The organism is Comamonas sp. CMM03, from assembly GCF_019218715.1.
Lineage (GTDB): Bacteria > Pseudomonadota > Gammaproteobacteria > Burkholderiales > Burkholderiaceae_C > Comamonas > Comamonas terrigena.
In genome coordinates, this window is record NZ_JAHUXB010000003.1 from 129,592 (window position 1) to 148,956 (window position 19,365).

A 19,365-nucleotide genomic window follows, 5' to 3' on the forward strand; every position below is an offset into this window, starting at 1 on the left:
GACCCGCCCGGCGGGACGCTGCTTGCGGGCTAGGCGCAGTCCATCTGCACGGCCTGTGCAAAGGCCTCCAGCTCCCACCCCGTGCCCAGCAGCAGGCGGCGGGTGGCACGCTGGTCCAGCACCGCACCGTCGGGCACACGCCGGCCCAGGTGCTGCAGCGATTTGTCACCGGCAATCGCCACGTAATGGCTGTCGTAGCTGCGCGCCAGCCGGTTCCACAGACCGTGGGCCCCTGGCGACTGGCGCGCGCCGCTGAGCAAGCAGACGCCCCGGTCCAGCACCTGCTGGTACACCGCGCTGGCAATGCCGCGGCGCTGGTAGGCCGGCGCCAGGCGGGAATGGGGCGAGCGCACGCGGCGGTCGGTGCGCCGGTCCACTTCCACCAGGCGGTTGAACACGGTGTAGCCGGCCAGGCAGGCGTTGGCCACATCTTCCACATAGGCAAACCATTCACCGTCGGCCTCGCGCCAGTGCAGCACGAACTGCGGGTCGTGCAGGGGGCGGCGCTCCAGCCCGTAGAGCTTGTTGCCCGGCTGATACAGCCGCTCGTACAGCGCTTCCAGCTCGCCGTCGACCAGGGGCAGCATCACGTCGATGCGCAGCTCGGTGTGCAGCTGCGGCCGCAACGGCCGCAGGCGCCGCCACCAGGCGGACACCGCAGGCACGGCAAAATTGCAAGCAAAAGTAGGCAGGGACAGCATCCCCATGGCAGGCAGGTACACCGCATGCTCCTTGGCAGGCCAGCGGGAGGCGCGGCGTGACGGCTGGGCGCGCGCATCCGGTCTGCGGGCACCGGCGTGCCCGCAAGGATTCAGCTGTGCCTGTCCGTCGGCATGCGCCCGCGCGGGCTGACCGGCTCCGGGGGCACTGGGCTCACCGCCACACGCTGGCCTGCGACACCCAGGCCAGCGCGTACAGGCCGTGCGGCCTGGCGGGGGCCGATTTCACGGCGCACCACGGCACGCTCGCTCAGGCGCGCCATCACCGGCAGCAGCAGGTTTTGCGCGCGCACGGGCAGCCCCAGGCCACGGGGGCAGGCAGACACATGGGGCAGGCAGCAGGCGGGCATGGAGGCAACATGCCGGGTCCGGGGGACCACGGCATACACACTGTCGGTGGAAAGCGGCCATCCTAGGCGCCCCGGCCATGGCCGGCCAGCACCGGCGCCATATCGCACCAAATGGGTGCGATATGGGCGGAATGCCGCGGCCAGCACCGGCCCAATGTCCAGGGATTGCCCAAGAGCTCCGCCCGCCTTCTCAGCACGGCGCAAGCCCCGACCTCTACAATGCGACCCGATTTCGTCTCCCACACTTCTATAAGACCTGCCGGTTTCACCGCCATGAACATCATTCGCTTTTCCGACCTGTGCGCCCAGGGCAAAGCCCAGGGCCAGCGCGTTTTCATCCGTGCTGACCTGAACGTTCCGCTGAACGACGCCGGCCGCATCACCGAAGACACGCGCGTGCGCGCTTCCGTGCCCGCCATCGAGATGGCGCTGAAGGCCGGCGCTGCCGTGATGGTCACCAGCCACCTGGGCCGCCCCACGGAAGGTGAATTCAAGCCCGAAGACTCGCTGGCCCCCGTGGCACAGCGTCTGTCCGAGCTGCTGGGCCGCGAGGTGCCCCTGGTCGCCAACTGGGTGGACGGCGTGCAAGTTGCCCCCGGCCAGGTCGTGCTGCTGGAAAACTGCCGCGTGAATGTGGGCGAAAAGAAGAACAAGTCCGAACTGGCCCAGAAGCTGGCCAAGCTGTGCGACATCTTTGTGAACGACGCTTTCGGCACCGCCCACCGCGCCGAAGGCACCACCTACGGCATCGCCGAGTACGCGCCCATCGCCTGCGCCGGCCCGCTGCTGTCGGCCGAGATCGACGCGCTGAACAAGGCCCTGGCTGCACCGGCGCGCCCCCTGGCCGCCATCGTGGCCGGCTCCAAGGTGTCCACCAAGCTGACCATCCTCAAGAGCCTGGCCGACAAGGTGGACCAGCTCATAGTGGGCGGCGGCATTGCCAACACCTTCATGCTGGCGGCCGGTCTGAAGATCGGCAAGTCCCTGGCCGAGCCCGATCTGGTGGCCGATGCCAAGGCCGTGATCGATGCCATGGCCGCCCGCGGCGCCAATGTGCCCGTGCCCACCGATGTGGTCACCGCCAAGACCTTTGCGGCCGACGCCGTGGCCACCGTCAAGAAAGCCACCGACGTGGCGGACGACGACATGATTCTGGACATCGGCCCCGAGACCGCAGCCCTGCTGGCGGCACAGCTGAAGAAGGCGGGCACCATCGTCTGGAACGGCCCGGTGGGCGTGTTCGAGTTCGACCAGTTCGCCCATGGCACCCAGGTGATTGCCCAGGCCATCGCCGAATCCCCCGCCTTCAGCATTGCCGGCGGTGGCGACACCCTGGCCGCCATTGCCAAGTACGGCATCGAGAAGGACGTGGGCTACATCTCCACCGGCGGCGGCGCCTTCCTGGAAGTGCTGGAAGGCAAGAAGCTGCCCGCCTTCGAGATCCTGGAAAAGCGCGCCAACGGCTGAGGATCACCCCTCCACGGCAGCCCGTGCGCTGCCGACCCCGAGGGGACTCCTCAAAAAAAGCCCGCAGTGCACACTGCGGGCTTTTTCCTTTTGGGGGCATCAGGCCTCTGCACCGGCTGGACGTTCACCCCCACAGCATGCTGCCACCGGTCCAGGCCAGATAGCCCAGCACGCTGAAATACGCCACGCTCAGCACCAGCCCCAGGTAGCCCAGCAGCACGAACAGCCCATCGCGCTGCACCAGGCCCACGGTCAGCAACAGAATGCCCACGGCGGGGGCGGTGTTGGAAAACGGAATCGGCCCCAGCGGTGCCATCAGCAGCAGGCCGCCAAATGCCAACACGGCACTGTTCACGCGCAGCATGGTCCAGCCGGTCAGCGCCGGCCAGCGCGGCTGCACCCAGCGGTCTATCCTGCGCACCACGGCCACGCCCTTGTGCAGCACGGGCTTGAGCTTGGCGGCATCCAGCGGCTTGTCCAGAATGCGCTGCGGCAGCCAGGGCAGGCGGTTGAGGAACAGCGCGCAGGCCAGCAGCACGATCGCGGCGCCAAACACGGTGGACACGCCGGGGATGGACACCGGAATCAGAAACGGCAGCGACGACAGCGCGCAGATCAGCAGCATGCCCTGGCGGCCACTGGCCTCCAGCAGCGCGCGCAGGGTGACGGTGTCACCGTCGATATCGTCAATCAGGGTGGTGAGCAGATGGCTCAGCATGGCATCCTTGGGTGGCGGGCGGTACAGGGCTGCGGACGCAGCCGGATGCGGTCTGAGTGCGCACAGCGCCCAAAGTTGCAGCGGCGTAGCGGCCTGGGCCCGGATGTTCCCATGGAACACTGCTTTTTCCGCAATACCCGTGCGCGCACGCAGCTATCAAAAACAAAGCCCGCCAGGCTGCTGGCGGGCTTGCAGAACGTGGTGGTCAGGGCGGCCGCAGCGGTCGGGCCTGCCGGTACTCAGTGGCCGAAGACGATCTGGGCAATCACGCCGGTCGCCACGGCCACCAGCAGATAGTCCTGCCCGTTCTGCACCCATTGCTGTCCGCGCCCAGGCCGCTTCAGGCCATGGTGCTGCCAGTCCTGCACCACATAGTGCGGGCCCCGGTACTGCTGCGGCACGCGCGAACCCGGCACCCAGCGGTGGTCCGGACCGGCGCCATGGCGCTGGGCCTGGCCGTGCGCAGGCTGATGGGGTGCAGCGTGGGCTGCGGGGGCGGCCGGCTTGCCCGGATGGGGCTGCGCGGCGGGCGCCTTGCGCGGTGCGTCGTGGCGCTCCGCTCCCGGTCCGCCCTGCGGGCCGGGTTGGGCCACGGCCGACAGGCTGGCAGCGCCCAGGATCACAGCGGCGAGCACGGCGGAAAATTTCGTTTGCATGGCGGTCCCCTCCTCAGGAAATATCGATGGAGCCATCGTAGGCAGCGCATGCAACGCCCAGCCAACGCCAAGGTAAAGCGCAGGCAAAGTTGCGTGACGGGGCGTACCGCCACCGCGCCGTCAGGCCATCACCGCGACCGCGCCGGCCACAGCACCGAAGCGATGGCCACCACCATCAGGCCCACGGCCGTCCAGTCCTGCCAATGCAGCACCTCGCCCAGCCACCAGGCTCCGCTGAACACGCCGATCACCGGGATCAGCATCACGCTCAGCGTGGAGGCCACGGGCGGTAGCGTGCGCGCCAGAAAGAACCAGGTCACCTGGGCAAAGCCGATGGCCAGCGGACCGTTGTAGAGGATGGTGGCCAGGGCCGTGGAGTCCGGCCACACCCAGCGCTCCCGCTCCAGCAGCACAGACAGCACGGTCAGCACGACGGCCGTGATCAGCACCATCCAGAACGACAGCGTCATCAGCGGCACCGGCATGCTGGTGCGGCGCAGCAGCTGCGTGCCCAGGGCCCAGCCGGCGGCGGCGGCCAGCATCAGGCCCACGCCCACGGGGCGGCTGCCCATGGCGGCGGTTTCGTGCCACAGCAGCAACACCACGCCCAGGGCCGCAGCGACCACACCGCCCCAGGCCCGGCCGGCCAGCCGGTCGCCAAAGCAGAACGCGCCCAGCACGGCCGAAAAAATGGGCATGGTGTAGCCCAGGATGGCGGCACGCCCGCTGGACAGCAGCGGGATGGCCAGAATCATCAGGCAGTGCCAGAACAGCATATTGGTCAGCGTCAGCGCCGCCAGCCGGCCCCAGGCGGAGCGCGGCACGGTCCAGGGCGCTTTCTGCTGCCACAGCACCGCGGCCAGCACCGGCACGGCCAGCCACATGGCCACCATGCGGAAGGTGAGCGGGGGGAAATGCGCCACCCCGACTTTCATGATGGGCCAGTTCAGCCCCCAGACGACGGTGAGCAAAACCAGCAGGACAAGTTGGCGAGGCGTGAAGCGGGGCATAGGCGGCCGATTGTGCAGGCAAGAACCGGGCCACCGAGGGACACAGGTGACAGCCTGGGCGCCGATGGGCCGCCCCCTCTAAAATCGCGCTTTATGACTTTTCTCGACATGCTGCGCGACGCGTCCACGCGCAATGACTCCATGCTGTGCGTGGGTCTGGACCCCGAACCCAGCCGCTTTCCCGGCGCCATGCAGGGCGATGCGTCCAAGATCTACGACTTCTGTGCAGCCATCGTCGATGCCACCTACGATCTGGTCAACAGCTTCAAGCCCCAGATCGCCTACTTCGCGGCCCACCGCGCCGAAGACCAGCTGGAAAAGCTGATGGCGCACATGCGCCGCGTCGCCCCCCATGTGCCAGTGATCCTGGACGCCAAGCGCGGCGACATCGGCTCCACCGCCGAGCAGTACGCCAAGGAAGCCTTCGAACGCTACGGTGCGGACGCCGTGACGCTCTCGCCCTTCATGGGCTTCGACTCCATCACGCCCTACCTCAAGTACGAGGGCAAGGGTGCCTTCCTGCTCTGCCGCACCTCCAACCCCGGCGGTGACGATCTGCAGGCACAGACCCTGGCCGACCTCCCCGGCCAGCCGCACATGTTCGAACATGTGGCCAAGCTGGCCCAGGGCCCCTGGAACACCAACGGCCAGCTGGGTCTGGTGGTGGGCGCCACCCGCCCGCAGGAGATCGAACGCGTGCGCGCCGTGGCCCCCACGCTGCCGCTGCTGATCCCCGGCGTCGGCGCCCAGGGCGGTGATGCCGTGGCCACGGTGAAGGCGGCACGCATCGGTGGCGGCCCCATCATCATCAACTCGTCGCGCGCCATCCTCTACGCATCCCAGGGCGAAGACTTTGCCCAGGCCGCACGCGCTGCAGCCATCGCCACCCGCGCCACGCTGCAGGCCGCCGCCCGCAGCTGACCCCCCACCCCCGCGCAGCGCCTGTTATGCAGCTCAAGTGGCTGGAAGACTTTGTGGCCCTGGCGCAGGAGCGCAGCTTTACCCGTGCGGCGGAGCTGCGGCATGTGACCCACCCGGCCTTCGGGCGGCGCATCCGTGCGCTGGAGGCCTGGGCCGGCACCCCTCTGGTGGAGCGCGAAGGCAGCCCGGTGCGGCTGACACCGGCGGGCGAGGTGTTCCTGGATTCCGCCGAGCAGATCGTGCGTACGCTGGAGCAGTCGCAGGAAGAATTGCGCGCCGCGGCCGGCCGCCAGGCGCACACCATCACCCTGGCCACGGGCCGCACGCTGGCGCGCACCGTGGTCGCCGACTGGCTGATGCAGCTGCAACCGGTGCTGAACCAGCACGAACTGGTGGTGCGCACCACCTCCATGCAGCAGGCGGCGTTGATGCTGGAGCAGGGCCAGGCCGATTTTTCGCTGCTCTACCACCACCCCACGCTGGCGCCCGGGCTGGACACGCGCCAGTTCCACTATCTGCATGTGGCGTCGGACAAGCTGGTGCCGGTGGCCCGTGCCGATGCCACCGGCACCGCCCGCTACCGCTTTGAAAGGGGCACACCAGTGCCCTACCTGGCCTATGCACGCGCCCTGGCGCTGGGCCGGCTGGTGGAAGACCACCTGGCCAACCACCGCCAAGCCCCGCGCCTGCAGCGCCTAGTGGAGTGCGACAGTGCCGACGCGGTGCACGAATACGCGCTCAAAGGCCTGGGGGTGGCCTGGCTGCCCTGGTCCATGGTGCATGCCGACTGCCGTGACGGGCGACTGGCCGTGGCCGGGGGGGCCGCGCTGGAAATCCGCTTCGATGTGCGCATCTACCGCCCGAAAAGGCGACTGAGCCCCTCGGCCGAGGATTTCTGGCAAGCTCTGCAACCTGCTTGATGCGTTTTTTGCATACCCTGATAACAGCACGGGCATGTGCCGTTTTGGCACCAAACTTGCTGGTGAAGATCGCACAATTCGCAACAACCTCGTTTCGAACACTCCCCCCTCCTCCCTGAAGGACAGAAATTCATGACCCGCACTATCCTGCGCCGCACCGTGCTGGCCTGCGGCGTGGCCCTGGTGGCCGCTCCCGCCCTGGCTGATGCTTCCTACCCCAACAAGCCCGTGACCATCGTCGTGGGCTACCCCGCCGGCGGCTCGACCGACCTGGTGGGCCGCCTGGTGGCCAACGAGATCGAAAAGCACCTGGGCCAGACCGTGGTGGTGGAAAACCTGGGCGGCGCCGGCGGCGCCATCGGTGCCCAGAAGGTGGCCAATGCCAAGCCCGATGGCTACACCCTGCTGGTGGGCGCCAACAACGAGCTGGCCATTGCGAACCTGGTGAACAAGGCCGTGAAGTACAAGATCAGCGACTTCACCCCGATCGGCATGGTGGCGTCCCAGCCCATGGTGCTGGTCGCCTCGCAAAAATCCGGTGTGAAGAACGCCCGCGAATTCATCGACCTGGTGAAGGCCAAGCCCGACGCCACCAGCTACGGCTCGTCCGGCGTGGGCACGGCCCTGCACCTGGCTGGCGAAATGATGAAGGACCAGGGCAAGATCAAGATGCAGCACGTGCCCTACCGCGGCGTGCCGGCTCTGACCAATGACGTGCTGGGCAACAACATCGAGTTCGGCGTGTTCGTGCTGTCCTCGGGCCTGCCGCTGATCAAGTCCGGCAAGGTTGTGGCCCTGGGCACCACCGAAGCCAAGCGCTACCCTGCCACGCCGGACATCCCGGCCCTGGCCGAGCAGCCCGAGTTCAAGAACGTGAACATCAACAGCTGGTTCTCGCTGATGGGCCCGGCCCACATGCCCGCCCCCGTGGTCGCCAAGATCAAGGCCGCACTGGACAAGACCATGGCCGCCCCCGAATTCCGCAAGAAGATGGAAGACGCTGGCGCCCAGGTCATGGACCCCAAGCTGGACCCCAGCAAGTACATCAACACCGAAATCGGCAAGTACAAGAAGATCGTGGACGTGGCCAAGATCGAAATGTGATCGCCCCGCGGGCAGCGCCTGGCACAGCCCGGGCGCCTGCCGCACATGCAAAGCCCCTGCTGCCCTGGCACAGGGGCTTTTCTACGTCTGCACCATGGTGGTGCAGCCCGCTTTCCTCCTCGGTGCCACAGGCTTCGGCGCCGGAGCCTGGATGTCAGACCCGCTGTACCCGGGCGGGCGACAGCACGGCCGCATCCACGCCCTGGGCCCGCAGCGTGGCATCCACCGCCTCGCCCAGGATCAGATTGCGTGCCAGCAGGCTGTAGCCGGCGGCGCTCTGGATGCCGTAACCGCCTTGCGCCGCCAGCCAGAAGAAGCCGGGCAGCGGCGTGGGCGACGCGTCCCAGCCCACCACCAGCTCGCCGTCGGCCACAAAGCTGCGCAGCCCGGCCCAGGTGTGGCTGGGACGGCGTATCTGCAGCGTGGTGGCCTCTTCGATGCGCCAGATGCCGGTGGCCACATCCAGCTCCTCGGGCTGCACATCGTGCGGGGTGGTGGCGTCGGCATTGGCCGGCGAGCCCAGCAACTGGCCGGCGTCGGGCTTGATGTAGAAGCTTTCGTCGGCGCTGATCACCGCCGGCCAATGCGTGGCATCCACCCCTTCCGGCACGCCGAAGGTGAAGGCGCTGCGGCGCCTGGGCGTCAGGCCGATCGGTGCCGCCCCGGCCAGGCCGCCCAGCACATCGGCCCAGGCACCGGCGGCATTCACCACCACGGGGGCCTGCACGCTGCGGCCGTCGGCCAGCGTGACCGTCCACAGTCCTGCCGCCCGCGCCAGCGCCGTCACCTCGGCACTGCACCACAGTGCGCCGCCGGCCTGGCGCAGGCCGCGCAGAAAGCCCTGGTGCAGGCCATGCACGTCGATATCGCGCGCGCCCTCGTCCAGAAATCCGTCGACGATGCCGTCCTGGAGCACCGGCACCAGTGCCCGCAGAGCGGCCGCGTCCAGGCGGCGGGCCGCAGGCGCATGCCGCAGCGCTTCGGCGTAGGCCGCGTCGAGCAGCGCACGCTGCGCGGCCGTGGCGATGTAGAGCACGCCGCGCGGGCTCAGGATGGGCGCGTCGGCAAAGCCGGCGGGCGGCGTGTCATAGAACGCCCGGCTGGCACGGGTCAGCGCCTGCACCTGGGCCGGTCCGTAATGCTCTTCAAACAGCGCCGCAGAGCGGCCGGTCGTGTGGTAGCCCGGCTGGGATTCGCGCTCCAGCACCAGCACCCGCTGGCCGGCCTGCGCCAGTTGCCATCCCGCGGCTGCACCGGCCATGCCCGCACCCACCACCACCACATCCCAACCCACTGTCTGCATTGCCTGTTCTTCCTGCGGTCGGCGACCGCGCTGGGCGGTGGTGCCCTGCCCCCCCGCCGCTGGTTCAAGACGCCCACCATACACCGGCGATGTGCTTGCCGCATGCTGCGCCGCCGGTCTGGTAGCAATCAAAGGGTTAACCCTTGGTTTTGTGGCGCAATCGTCCATCGGTGGACGCTCGCACGGCCACTGGTCGCCGCACCGCAGCAAAGATGCGGGTCCGCTGCCCATACTGGGAACATGGGCGCTTGCGGTCGTGCCCCGGGGGCCTTGGGGCCCTGGGGCGCGGCCCACCTGACCTGGCGCCCCATGGACTCCACCCACGCAAAGGACCCCCCATGCCGCGTTGGCTTTCACAGTTGCGCCTGTCGCAGAAATTTCTGATCCTGGGAGTGCTGGCGTTGGTGATGGTGGCCATCCCCACGGGGCTGTACATCAAGGACGTGCTGGGCAATCTGCGCCACGCCGACCAGGAAGCCGCGGGCATGGCACCGCTGATGGCCATCAACCAGGCGGTGCAGCAGATCCAGCTGCACCGCGGCACCACGGCCGGCATGCTGGGCGGCGACACCGGCATGGCCAACCGCCGCCCCGCCGTGCGCGACGCCGTGAACCAGGCGCTGCGCCAAGCCCAGGATGCCCTGCAACAGGCCCAGGCCCCGGAACCGTTGCGCAGCAGCCTGCAGCAGTTGGCGCAAGCCTGGCAGGGCCTGGAGCAGAAAGTGGCCGCCCAAGCCATCCCCCCTCCGCAGAGCATGGCCGAGCACACCCAGTTGGTCACCAGCCTGCACCAGCTGAGCGAGGAACTGCTGAACGCCTACGGCCTGACCCTGACGTCCCACGCCGACATCCAGGCCCTGATCCAGTCCGCCCTGGTGCAGGCCCCCCTGCTGAGCGAAAGCCTGGGCATGGTGCGGGCCCAGGGCACGGCGGCACTGGTGCAAAAGCAGCTCTCGCCCGAAACCCGGGGCCATCTGCGCGCCCTGGTGCGCCGCATCACGGAAATCCGCGGCACCGGCAGCCGCGCCACCGAGCGCGCCATGCAGCTCAATCCCGAGTTCCGCAGCACGCTGGGCGGCGTGGTCGACACCATGCGCGCCCTCACCAGCGCCAGCCTGACGCTGGTGAACGACCAGGTGATCGAGGCCCAGGCACTGGCCCTGCCGCCCGCCGCCTACTTTGACAAACTGACCCAGGCCATCGACGCGGTGAACGCACTGGGCACCGGTGGTGCCCAGGCACTGAGCCAGCGCCTGGAAGACGCCGCCCGTAGCCAGCGCCGGCAACTGGTGGTGGTGGTGGCACTGCAGGCGCTGTGCCTGGTGGGTGCCGTGCTGCTGGCCTTGACCTTTGTGCGCTCCATCACCCGCCCGCTGTCGCAGGCCGTGCAGCTGGCCCAGGCCGTGGCCGACGGCAACCTGGCCGGTCACGACGCGCCCGTGGACCGCAACGAAGTGGGCGAGCTGATCGGTGCCCAGCAGCAGATGCGCGCCAGGCTGCTGCCCATCGTGCAGCAGGTGCGCCGCGGCGCGGACAGCGTGGCCCTGGCCAGCGCGGAAATCGCCCAGGGCAACCAGGATCTGTCGTCACGCACCGAAAGCCAGGCCAGCGCGCTGGAAGAGACCGCCGCGTCCATGGAAGAGCTCAGCGCCACCGTGCGCCACAACGCCGACAACGCCCGCGAAGCCAGCCGCCTGGCCGAATCCGCCCGCGATGTGGCGGTACAGGGCGGCGACGCGGTGGCGCGCGTGGTGGGCACCATGCAGGGCATCAACGACAGCAGCCGCCGGATTGCCGACATCATCAGCGTGATCGACGGCATCGCCTTCCAGACCAACATCCTGGCACTGAACGCCGCCGTGGAAGCCGCCCGCGCCGGAGACCAGGGCCGGGGCTTTGCCGTGGTGGCCAGCGAAGTGCGGGCCCTGGCGCAGCGCAGTGCCGAAGCGGCCAAGGAGATCAAGCAGCTGATCGAAGCCAGCGTCTCCCGCGTGGGCGAAGGCAATGTGCTGGCCCAGCAGGCCGGTGCCACCATGGGCGATGTGGTGCTGGCCATCCAGAAGGTGACCGAGATCGTCAACGCCATCAGCAGCGCCAGCCAGGAGCAGGCTTCCGGCGTGGCCCAGGTGGGGGAAGCCGTGACGCAGATGGACCAGGTCACCCAGCAGAACGCCGCCCTGGTGGAGCAAATGGCCGCCGCCGCCACCAGCCTGCACACCCAGGGTCAGGAGCTGGTGCGCGCCGTCTCGGCCTTCCGCTGGAATGGCGGGCAAGCCAGCAGCACTCCGCAGATACCGGCCCTGGCCGGTGGCACCGTCGAGCGCCCGGCCCTGCTGCATACGCTGACCTCCGCCTGAAGCCAGGCCGCCTCCGGCCTGGTCTGCTGCGGCTCTATCGGTGGCTACGGCAAGGGCCTCAGCCCATCCCGGGTCCGGAAGCCCCACTGCGCCGGCGCAGGCGCCGACCCCGGCCGCTCACTGTTGCAGATACGGCTGCAGATAGCGCCCGGTGTGGCTGGCCGGGTTCTGCGACACCTGTTCGGGCGTGCCCACGGCCACCACCTGGCCGCCTCCGGCGCCGCCTTCCGGCCCCATGTCGATCAGCCAGTCTGCGGTCTTGATCACGTCCAGGTTGTGCTCGATGACGACGATGGTGTTGCCCGCATCACGCAGCTGGTGCAGCACCTTGAGCAGCAGATCCACATCGGCAAAGTGCAGGCCGGTGGTCGGCTCGTCCAGCACGTAGAGCGTGCGGCCGGTGTCGCGCTTGGACAGCTCCTGCGCCAGCTTCACGCGCTGCGCCTCACCGCCGGACAGGGTGGTGGCGCTCTGCCCCAGGCGGATATAGGACAGGCCCACATCCAGCAGCGTCTGCAGCTTGCGCGCAATGGTCGGCACATCCTGGAAGAAGGCGTGCGCGTCTTCCACCGTCATCTCCAGCACGCTGGCGATGTCGCGGCCCTTCCACTGCACTTCCAGCGTTTCGCGGTTGTAGCGGCGGCCATGGCAGATGTCGCAGGGCACATAGACATCGGGCAGAAAGTGCATTTCCACCTTGACCACGCCGTCGCCCTGGCAGGCTTCGCAGCGGCCGCCGGCCACATTGAAGCTGAAGCGCCCCGGGCCGTAGCCTCGTTCCCTGGCGGTATTGGTTTCGGCAAACAGGTCGCGGATGGGGGCGAACAGGCCGGTGTAGGTGGCCGGGTTGCTGCGCGGCGTGCGGCCGATGGGTGCCTGGTCGACGTTGATGACCTTGTCGAAATGCTCCAGCCCTTCCAGCGCCTCGTGCGCCGCCGGCTCGGTGCTGGCGCGGTGCAGCTGGCGCGCCACTTCGGCGTACAGCGTGTCGTTGACCAGGGTGGATTTGCCCGAACCCGAAACACCGGTCACGCAGGTGAACAGGCCTACGGGGAAGTCCACCGTCACCTGCTGCAGGTTGTGGCCGCTGGCCCCCACCACGCGCAGGGCCTGCAGCGCGTGGTGCTGGGGCGCCGTCGCCCGGTCCGCGCCCGGCACCTGCGGAAAACCGCCGGCCGGTGGTGCCGCCGCAGGGGCCGCGCCTGCTTCCTGCCGCAGCGGCAGCCAGGGCGTGCGCCGGCGGGGCACCTCGATGCGGCGCTCCCCGCGCAGGTACTGGCCGGTGGGGGAGGCGGGCGTGGCCGCCACTTCATCGAACGTGCCCTGGGCCATCACCTGGCCGCCGTGCACGCCGGCGCCCGGCCCCATGTCGATCAGCTGGTCGGCGGCGCGCATCATGTCTTCGTCGTGCTCGACCACGATCACGGTGTTGCCGATGTCCCGCAGATGCTGCAGGGTCGCAATCAGCCGGTCGTTGTCCCGCTGGTGCAGGCCGATGCTGGGCTCATCCAGCACATACATCACGCCGGTGAGGCCGCTGCCGATCTGGCTGGCCAGGCGGATGCGCTGGGCCTCGCCGCCGCTCAGGGTGTCGGCGCTGCGGTTCAGGCTCAGATAGCCCAGGCCCACATCGTTCAGAAAGCGCAGGCGCGCGGCGATCTCGCCCACCACCTTGGCGGCGATATCGGCCTTGGCCCCCTGCAGCTGCAGCGTCTCGGACCAGGTCTGGGCGCTGGCCAGGGTGTCACCACCGATCTCGTAGATGGCCTTGCGCTGCGCGCCTTCGCCCACGCGCACAAAGCGCGCCTCGCGGCGCAGACGCGTGCCGTGGCAGTCCGGGCACACGGCCGTGCTGCGCAACTTGGCCAGGTCGTCGCGCACCACCTGGGAATCGGTTTCGCGCCAGCGGCGCTGGATGTTGGGAATGATGCCTTCGAAGGGGTGGCTTTTGACCAGCGTCTCGCCCTTGCGCGCACCGCTGTCAAACTGGTAGGTGAAGGCAATGTCTTCCTCGCCTGAGCCCCACAGGATGACCTGCTGCACGGCCTCTGGCAGCTCGTCAAACGGCGTCTCCACGCTCACCTCGTGGTGCAGCGCCACGCTCTCCAGCATCGAGAAGTAGTAGCCATTGCGCCGGTCCCAGCCTTTGATGGCACCGCTGGCCAGGCTGAGCGTGGGAAAGGCCACCACCCGCTCCACATCGAACGTCTCGCTCATGCCCAGACCGTCGCAGCTGGGGCAGGCCCCCTGGGGCGAGTTGAAGGAGAACAGGCGCGGCTCCAGCTCCGGCAGCGAGTAGGTGCACCGGGGGCAGGCAAAGCGGCTGCTGAACAGGTGTTCCTGCCCCCCATCCATTTCCAGCACCACGATGCGGCCGTTGGCCGCCGCACCGCCGATGCGCAGCGCCGCCTCGATGCTTTCCGCCAGGCGCTGCTGCACATCGGCACGCACCTTGAGGCGGTCCACCACCACATCCACATCGTGGCGGGCGTTCTTGTCCAGCTGCGGCAGATTGGCCGCGTCCACCACCGCACCGTCGATGCGAAAGCGGATATAGCCCTGGGCCTGCATCTGTGTGAACAGCTCGGCGAACTCCCCTTTTTTGCCCCGGGCCACCGGCGTCAGCACCATGATGCGGGTCTCTTCCGGCAGGGCCAGCACGCTGTCCACCATCTGGCTGACGGTCTGGGACTGCAGCGGCAGGTCGTGGTCCGGGCAGTAGGGCGTACCGGCGCGGGCATAGAGCAGACGCAGGTAGTCGTTGATCTCGGTCACCGTGCCCACGGTGGAGCGCGGATTGTGGCTGGCCGCCTTCTGCTCGATGGCAATCGCCGGCGACAGGCCTTCGATCAAATCGACATCGGGCTTGTCCAGCCGGCCCAGGAACTGGCGCGCATAGGCCGACAGGCTCTCCACATAGCGGCGCTGGCCCTCGGCGTACAGCGTGTCGAACGCCAGGCTGGACTTGCCCGAGCCGGACAGCCCCGTCAGCACCACCAGCTGGTTGCGCGGGATGTCCAGATCGATGTTCTTCAGATTGTGCGTGCGCGCACCGCGCACGCTGATGCAGGCATGGCCGGCCACGGCGCCCAGATAGCGGCCATGGTCCTGCGGTGCCGCAGGCACCGGACGGGAAGAAGAGGATTTCGGGTTCACGCAAACAGCTTTCTTGACGCGGCCCCCGCCACGGGGAAACCCACCATGATAGAGATTCACTCACAGCCCTGCCTGGCGCCCTCGTGCCGGATGACCGACAATGGCACGCTGCAAGGGGGGCATCTCCCTGCCCGTGTCTCGTCTTTTCCACACCTGCCTGTTTTCGCGTGTCCGCATCTTCCGCATCTTCTTCCACCGCATCCACACCGGCGCCATCGACCCGGATGACCAGCCTGGAGCGCCGCTCCAGCGCCAGCCTGGCCCTGATCTTTGCGCTGCGCATGCTGGGCCTGTTCCTGGTGCTGCCGGTGTTTGCGCTGGAAGCGGCGCGCTACCCCGGAGGCGATGATCCGGCCCTGGTGGGCCTGGCCATCGGCATGTACGGTCTCACGCAGGCGGTGTTCCAGCTGCCGCTGGGCCTGGCCTCGGACCGCTGGGGACGCAAGCGCGTGATCGTCGCCGGCCTGCTGGTGTTTGCGGCAGGCAGCCTGCTGGCCGCCCTGGCCGATTCGGTCACCGGTCTGCTGGCCGGCCGCGCGCTGCAGGGTGCGGGCGCGGTCTCGGCCGCGGTGACGGCCCTGCTGTCCGACCTGACGCGCGACAGCGTGCGCACCAAGGCCATGGCCATGGTGGGCGGCAGCATCGGCCTGACGTTTGCCCTGGCCCTGGTGCTCAGCCCGCTGCTGGCTGCCTGGGGCGGTCTGCCCGGCATCTTCAGCCTGACCTGCGCCCTGGCGCTGGCCGGCGTCTGCGCCGTGCTGTGGGTGGTACCACCCGAGCCCCGTGCCCATGCCGACGCACCGCGCGCCGCCCCCTCCGAGCTGCTGCGCCATACCGATCTGCTGCGCCTGAACCTGGGCGTGTTCGTGCTGCACACCGTGCAGATGTCCATGTGGGTGGCCGTGCCCGCCATGCTGGTGCAGGCCGGGCTGGCCAAGGCCGTGCACTGGCAGGTCTACCTGCCTGCCGTGGTGCTGTCGTTCGCGGCCATGGGGCTGCTGTTCTCCATGGAACGCAAAGGCCGGCTGCGCGCCGCCCTGCTGGGCGCCATCGGCCTGGTGCTGGTGGTTCAGATCGGCCTGGGCATGCTGGCCGCCAGCGGCACCATCCCCACCGTGTGGTGCATGGCCCTGCTGATGTTCGTGTTCTTCTGCGGCTTCAACGCACTGGAAGCCAGCCAGCCCAGCCTGGTCTCGCGCATGGCGCCGGCACCGCTGCGCGGCACAGCCCTGGGCGCGTACAACACGCTGCAGTCGCTGGGCCTGTTTGCCGGCGGCGCCCTGGGCGGTGCCCTGGCCAAATGGGCAGGCACGCCCGCTCTGTTTGCCTCCACCGCCGCGCTGTGTGCGCTGTGGCTGCTGGTCAGCTGGCCACTGCGCCCGGTGGGCCGCGCCGGACACTGAGCCGGGAGCGGCGCCCGGCAGCGCCGCATCAAAAACCATAGCTTACTTGGCTTACATACTCATGCTTTCATGGCTTAAATAATTTGAAAGCATTGATAAATATGCGTAGCCCGCTCACTTTTTTCATTTAGCCGACACCCTGTCGCAACAGGCTTGCGGGTCTGTCCCGATCACGCTGCACGACAGGGCCGACCTGCGTTATGCTGCGTCCCTGCAGTCCGCCGGAGGGGGACTGCACCTACCGATTTGGCCGGGGACCCTCCCCACTTTCTCCGGCTAGCTGCACAGGATTTTTTACCCATGGCATCCGTCAACAAAGTCATCATCGTCGGCAATCTCGGCCGCGATCCCGAAATGCGCACCTTCCCCAGCGGGGACCAGGTGGCCAACGTGACCATCGCCACCACCGACCGCTGGCGCGACAAGAACACCGGTGAAAACAAGGAATCCACCGAGTGGCACCGCGTGGTCTTCAACGGCCGTCTGGCCGAGATCGTCGGCCAGTACCTGCGCAAGGGCTCGCAGGTGTATGTGGAAGGCTCCATCCGCACCCGCAAGTGGACCGACCAGAGCGGCCAGGAACGCTACAGCACCGAAATCCGTGCCGACACCATGCAGATGCTGGGTGCCCGCCAGGGCATGGGCGGCGGCCAGAACCAGGGCTATGGTGACGACGCCGGCTACGGCGACAACGGCGGTGGCGGCTACGACGCCGCTCCCCGCCGCCAGGCCGCCCCCGCCGCGCCACGCCAGGCACCGGCTCCACGCATGGCGCCTCCCGCTGCGGCACCGGCCCCCATGGCCCCGCCCCCGCAGCGCGCTGCCTCGGGCTTTGACGACATGGACGACGACATCCCGTTCTAAGCCGTTCCCCCACTGTGCCGCAGCCGCTGTCTGCGGCATTTTCATTCCTGCGCTCCTGTTTGCAGAGCGCACCCGACAGGGCCGACCTAGTGCGGCCCTGTTTTTTCGGCCTTTGTGGCCTGTGCCTTCCATGTCTACGTACCCGGATGAACATTACGCGGCCGACTGGCAGCGTATCCTCCAAGCGGCCCCCCCTGCGGCACGGGCCCAGATCCAGCAGCTGGCCACCACCCACCAGCAGGCGCTGGCCCAGCACTTCTACCGCGAGATGCTGCAGGACAGTGTGGCCGCCACCATGTTGGACCATGAGCAGGTGCAGCAGCGCCTGCATGCGTCCATGCAGGCCTGGGTCGCATCGGTGTTCAGCGCCGCGGCAGACGGCGATCTGCTGCCCCTGGTGACACAGCAAAAGCGCGTTGGCGAGGTGCACGCCCGGATCGACATTCCCATGCATGTGGTGCTGCGCGGGGCACGCGCCCTCAAGGACCGCATGTACGCCCTGCTACAGGCCCAGCCGCAGGACGGTGCGGTCGCCCTGGTCTGCAGCGTGATCGATCTGACCATGGAAATCATGGGCCAAGCCTATGCCGTCTCGCACGACCGCCAGTCCCAGGCCAAGGAGGCCTACCGGCATTTCGAGCTGGCACAGAACGTCTCCACTGAGCGCGAGCGCCGCCGTGCCAACCTGCTGGATTGGGAAAACCAGCTGATGTTTGCCCATGCCGTCGGCACGGCGCAGGAGCAGCTGCCGCTGCTCGGACAGTCCGAGTTCGGCCTGTGGTTCCGCCACAAGGGCGCCCATGTATTCCAGGGCACGCACGAGTGCACCACCATCCTGGGCACCATGGACGCCATCGATGGCGAGCACCTGCCCGCCATCCACCGCGCCGGCAGCACCCCCGCCGACCGGCTGGCCCTGCTGCACACGCTGCGCGACCACACCCGGCGCATTGCCTTCCTGCTGGACTCGCTGTTCGAACAATCCAGCGCCCTGGAAGCCGGTCGCGATGTGCTGACCCGCCTGCTCAACCGCAAGTTCCTGCCGGTGGTGCTGGACAAGGAGGTGCACTATGCACGCGAGGGCGGACACAGCTTTTCGGTGCTGTCCATCGACCTAGACCATTTCAAGCAGGTCAACGACACCCACGGCCATGAAGCCGGCGACATGGTGCTGCAGCAGGTGGCATCGCTGCTGAGCCAGCACAGCCGCGGCGGTGACTACCTGTTCCGCCTGGGCGGCGAAGAGTTCATCCTGGTGCTGGTGGACACCACGGTCGATGCGGCCCGGCGCACGGCCGAGCGCATGCGCCAGCACATCGCCAGGGAAATGCTGCACCTGCCGCGCAACCAGACCTTGCAGGTGACGGTGAGCATTGGCGTGGCCACCTTCAACGGCCATCCCGACTACCAGGTGCTGCTGCGCCGTGCCGATGCGGCGCTCTACCAGGCCAAGCACCAGGGGCGCAACCGGGTGGAGCTGGCCGGCGAGTGACGCACCAGGGCAAGAAATCGCGCGCAGGGTGGCAAATTACCTGATTCCAGGGATGGGCAGCGCGCACGAGCTGCCCCATATTCCCAAGGCAATTTCAGATCACTTTTTATGCTGCCCCTGCCTCCTCTTCCGCCGGAATTGCTCCTCCCCGCACCGGTGCTCGTCGTCGAAGACGACCCGCTGATCCGGCAGCGCCTGTTGGGCATCCTGGCACACCTGGGATACCAGGCCGATGCACTGCTGTTTGCCGAGACCCTGGCCCAGGCACGCCATCTGGTGCAGGAATCCCCCATCGCCCTGGCACTGGTCGACCTGGGATTGCCGGACGGCAACGGGATTGACCTGATCACCGAACTGCGCAACAGTGACCCGGCTCTGGGCATTCTGGTGATTTCGGCATGGAGCACGGAAGATGTGCTGCTGGGAGCCTTGCGTGCCGGTGCCACCGGCTATGTGCTGAAAGAGCGGGACGATCTGGAAGTCTCTCTCTCGATCCGCAGCGTGTTGCGTGGCGGTGCGCCGATCGACCCGTTCATTGCCCGCCGCATCATTGCCGAATTGCAGCCTGCGCCCTCCCCCTCCACGGAGACTGCGGCCTCCGACGAGGTCAAGCTCAGCATGCGCGAGGGCCAGATCCTGGAACTGGTCGCCGAAGGCCTTGCCAACCGTGAAATCGCCGAAAAGCTGTTTCTCTCCCGATATACGGTCGAATGCCATATCAAGCATATCTATCGAAAGCTGGCAGTCTCCTCCCGCGTCAAGGCGGTGAGGGAAGCACGCTCGCGCGGACTGCTGTTGTAAGCCAACCTTCACGCTGGCTGGTCTTTGGCTTTTTCCTGCTGCTGGCCTGGTGTGCCGCCGCCCGCCCAGCCCATGCCGCCAGCCCCCCCGCTGCGCCAGAGCTCCGGCAGTGCCTGCCCCAGGT

At 68.1% G+C, this 19,365-nt stretch carries 16 protein-coding genes; 9 read left to right on the forward strand and 7 right to left on the reverse strand.

The genetic code is table 11. The features are described 5' to 3' along the window. Positions 1–29: 29 nt before the first annotated feature. Both KW830_RS11355 and KW830_RS11360 read right to left on the reverse strand, forming a co-directional pair. Positions 30–707, reverse strand: coding sequence for an N-acetyltransferase (locus KW830_RS11355; protein ID WP_370510825.1), 678 nt, complete (start codon positions 705–707; stop codon positions 30–32). A gap of 104 nt (positions 708–811) precedes the next feature. Beyond that, positions 812–1,069 carry a hypothetical protein gene (locus KW830_RS11360; protein WP_066538156.1) on the reverse strand — a complete coding sequence of 86 codons (258 nt, stop codon included), beginning with the start codon at positions 1,067–1,069 and terminating at the stop codon, positions 812–814. 273 nt (positions 1,070–1,342) lie between these two features. Between KW830_RS11360 and KW830_RS11365 the strand changes: the two genes are divergently transcribed. Beyond that, positions 1,343–2,536 carry a phosphoglycerate kinase gene (locus tag KW830_RS11365; protein WP_218333235.1) on the forward strand — a complete coding sequence of 398 codons (1,194 nt, stop codon included), beginning with the start codon at positions 1,343–1,345 and terminating at the stop codon, positions 2,534–2,536. Positions 2,537–2,660: 124 nt separating this feature from the next. On the opposite strand, the gene KW830_RS11370 is transcribed toward KW830_RS11365, so the two are convergent. The 3 genes from KW830_RS11370 to KW830_RS11380 form a co-directional block, all read right to left on the reverse strand. After that, positions 2,661–3,254 carry an exopolysaccharide biosynthesis protein gene (locus KW830_RS11370; protein WP_218333236.1) on the reverse strand — a complete coding sequence of 198 codons (594 nt, stop codon included), beginning with the start codon at positions 3,252–3,254 and terminating at the stop codon, positions 2,661–2,663. A 239-nt stretch (positions 3,255–3,493) separates the two neighbouring features. Then, positions 3,494–3,910 (reverse strand): RcnB family protein, encoded by a 417-nt coding sequence (locus KW830_RS11375; RefSeq protein WP_218333237.1) that lies wholly within the window; start codon positions 3,908–3,910, stop codon positions 3,494–3,496. Between the two features lie 128 nt (positions 3,911–4,038). Continuing rightward, a complete protein-coding gene (locus tag KW830_RS11380; protein WP_066538164.1) occupies positions 4,039–4,920 on the reverse strand; it encodes a DMT family transporter in 882 nt (293 codons plus the stop codon). 93 nt (positions 4,921–5,013) lie between these two features. Between KW830_RS11380 and pyrF the strand changes: the two genes are divergently transcribed. The 3 genes from pyrF (at position 5,014) to KW830_RS11395 (ending at position 7,865) form a co-directional block, all read left to right on the forward strand. Beyond that, the gene (gene pyrF / locus KW830_RS11385; protein ID WP_192334466.1) at positions 5,014–5,841 is read left to right on the forward strand and encodes an orotidine-5'-phosphate decarboxylase; all 828 of its coding nucleotides are present in this window, start codon (positions 5,014–5,016) and stop codon (positions 5,839–5,841) included. Between the two features lie 26 nt (positions 5,842–5,867). After that, positions 5,868–6,761: a LysR substrate-binding domain-containing protein gene (locus KW830_RS11390; protein ID WP_066538170.1), complete on the forward strand. Its 894-nt coding sequence runs from the start codon at positions 5,868–5,870 to the stop codon at positions 6,759–6,761. Positions 6,762–6,893: 132 nt separating this feature from the next. Next, positions 6,894–7,865 (forward strand): tripartite tricarboxylate transporter substrate binding protein, encoded by a 972-nt coding sequence (locus KW830_RS11395; RefSeq protein WP_192334469.1) that lies wholly within the window; start codon positions 6,894–6,896, stop codon positions 7,863–7,865. Between the two features lie 154 nt (positions 7,866–8,019). Here the strand turns inward: KW830_RS11395 and KW830_RS11400 are convergent, their stop codons facing one another. Then, positions 8,020–9,168 (reverse strand): FAD-binding oxidoreductase, encoded by a 1,149-nt coding sequence (locus tag KW830_RS11400; protein ID WP_218333238.1) that lies wholly within the window; start codon positions 9,166–9,168, stop codon positions 8,020–8,022. Between the two features lie 338 nt (positions 9,169–9,506). Here KW830_RS11400 and KW830_RS11405 point away from each other — a divergent pair, with 338 nt between their 5' ends. After that, positions 9,507–11,525 carry a methyl-accepting chemotaxis protein gene (locus KW830_RS11405; RefSeq protein ID WP_255578323.1) on the forward strand — a complete coding sequence of 673 codons (2,019 nt, stop codon included), beginning with the start codon at positions 9,507–9,509 and terminating at the stop codon, positions 11,523–11,525. Between the two features lie 117 nt (positions 11,526–11,642). Here KW830_RS11405 and uvrA read toward each other — a convergent pair whose 3' ends face one another. Further along, entirely contained in the window at positions 11,643–14,651 is a 3,009-nt protein-coding gene (uvrA, locus tag KW830_RS11410) for an excinuclease ABC subunit UvrA (RefSeq protein WP_370626131.1), read from the reverse strand. 254 nt (positions 14,652–14,905) lie between these two features. Between uvrA and KW830_RS11415 the strand changes: the two genes are divergently transcribed. From KW830_RS11415 to KW830_RS11430, 4 genes are all read left to right on the forward strand, one after another. Continuing rightward, on the forward strand, positions 14,906–16,084 hold the full coding sequence (locus tag KW830_RS11415; protein ID WP_218333473.1) for an MFS transporter: 1,179 nt from the start codon (positions 14,906–14,908) through the stop codon (positions 16,082–16,084). Between the two features lie 300 nt (positions 16,085–16,384). Continuing rightward, complete coding sequence (ssb, locus tag KW830_RS11420; protein ID WP_066538180.1) at positions 16,385–16,948, forward strand: single-stranded DNA-binding protein; 564 nt, start codon at positions 16,385–16,387, stop codon at positions 16,946–16,948. A gap of 130 nt (positions 16,949–17,078) precedes the next feature. After that, a complete protein-coding gene (locus tag KW830_RS11425) occupies positions 17,079–18,440 on the forward strand; it encodes a diguanylate cyclase (RefSeq protein WP_218333239.1) in 1,362 nt (453 codons plus the stop codon). A 108-nt stretch (positions 18,441–18,548) separates the two neighbouring features. Continuing rightward, positions 18,549–19,241, forward strand: a complete 693-nt coding sequence (locus tag KW830_RS11430; protein ID WP_370626120.1) for a response regulator — start codon at positions 18,549–18,551, stop codon at positions 19,239–19,241. Positions 19,242–19,365 lie beyond the last annotated feature (124 nt).

Excerpts from the sequence above, each read along its gene's own strand:
- KW830_RS11380 (WP_066538164.1), bottom strand. The coding sequence starts at position 4,920 with ATGCCCCGCTTCACGCCTCGCCAACTTGTCCTGCTGGTTTTGCTCACC.
- KW830_RS11395 (WP_192334469.1), top strand. The coding sequence starts at position 6,894 with ATGACCCGCACTATCCTGCGCCGCACCGTGCTGGCCTGCGGCGTGGCC.
- KW830_RS11400 (WP_218333238.1), bottom strand. The coding sequence starts at position 9,168 with ATGCAGACAGTGGGTTGGGATGTGGTGGTGGTGGGTGCGGGCATGGCC.
- KW830_RS11375 (WP_218333237.1), bottom strand. The coding sequence starts at position 3,910 with ATGCAAACGAAATTTTCCGCCGTGCTCGCCGCTGTGATCCTGGGCGCT.
- KW830_RS11370 (WP_218333236.1), bottom strand. The coding sequence starts at position 3,254 with ATGCTGAGCCATCTGCTCACCACCCTGATTGACGATATCGACGGTGAC.
- KW830_RS11390 (WP_066538170.1), top strand. The coding sequence starts at position 5,868 with ATGCAGCTCAAGTGGCTGGAAGACTTTGTGGCCCTGGCGCAGGAGCGC.
- KW830_RS11360 (WP_066538156.1), bottom strand. The coding sequence starts at position 1,069 with ATGCCCGCCTGCTGCCTGCCCCATGTGTCTGCCTGCCCCCGTGGCCTG.
- KW830_RS11365 (WP_218333235.1), top strand. The coding sequence starts at position 1,343 with ATGAACATCATTCGCTTTTCCGACCTGTGCGCCCAGGGCAAAGCCCAG.
- KW830_RS11425 (WP_218333239.1), top strand. The coding sequence starts at position 17,079 with ATGTCTACGTACCCGGATGAACATTACGCGGCCGACTGGCAGCGTATC.
- KW830_RS11405 (WP_255578323.1), top strand. The coding sequence starts at position 9,507 with ATGCCGCGTTGGCTTTCACAGTTGCGCCTGTCGCAGAAATTTCTGATC.
- pyrF (WP_192334466.1), top strand. The coding sequence starts at position 5,014 with ATGACTTTTCTCGACATGCTGCGCGACGCGTCCACGCGCAATGACTCC.
- ssb (WP_066538180.1), top strand. The coding sequence starts at position 16,385 with ATGGCATCCGTCAACAAAGTCATCATCGTCGGCAATCTCGGCCGCGAT.
- KW830_RS11430 (WP_370626120.1), top strand. The coding sequence starts at position 18,549 with ATGCTGCCCCTGCCTCCTCTTCCGCCGGAATTGCTCCTCCCCGCACCG.
- KW830_RS11415 (WP_218333473.1), top strand. The coding sequence starts at position 14,906 with ATGACCAGCCTGGAGCGCCGCTCCAGCGCCAGCCTGGCCCTGATCTTT.
- KW830_RS11355 (WP_370510825.1), bottom strand. The coding sequence starts at position 707 with ATGGGGATGCTGTCCCTGCCTACTTTTGCTTGCAATTTTGCCGTGCCT.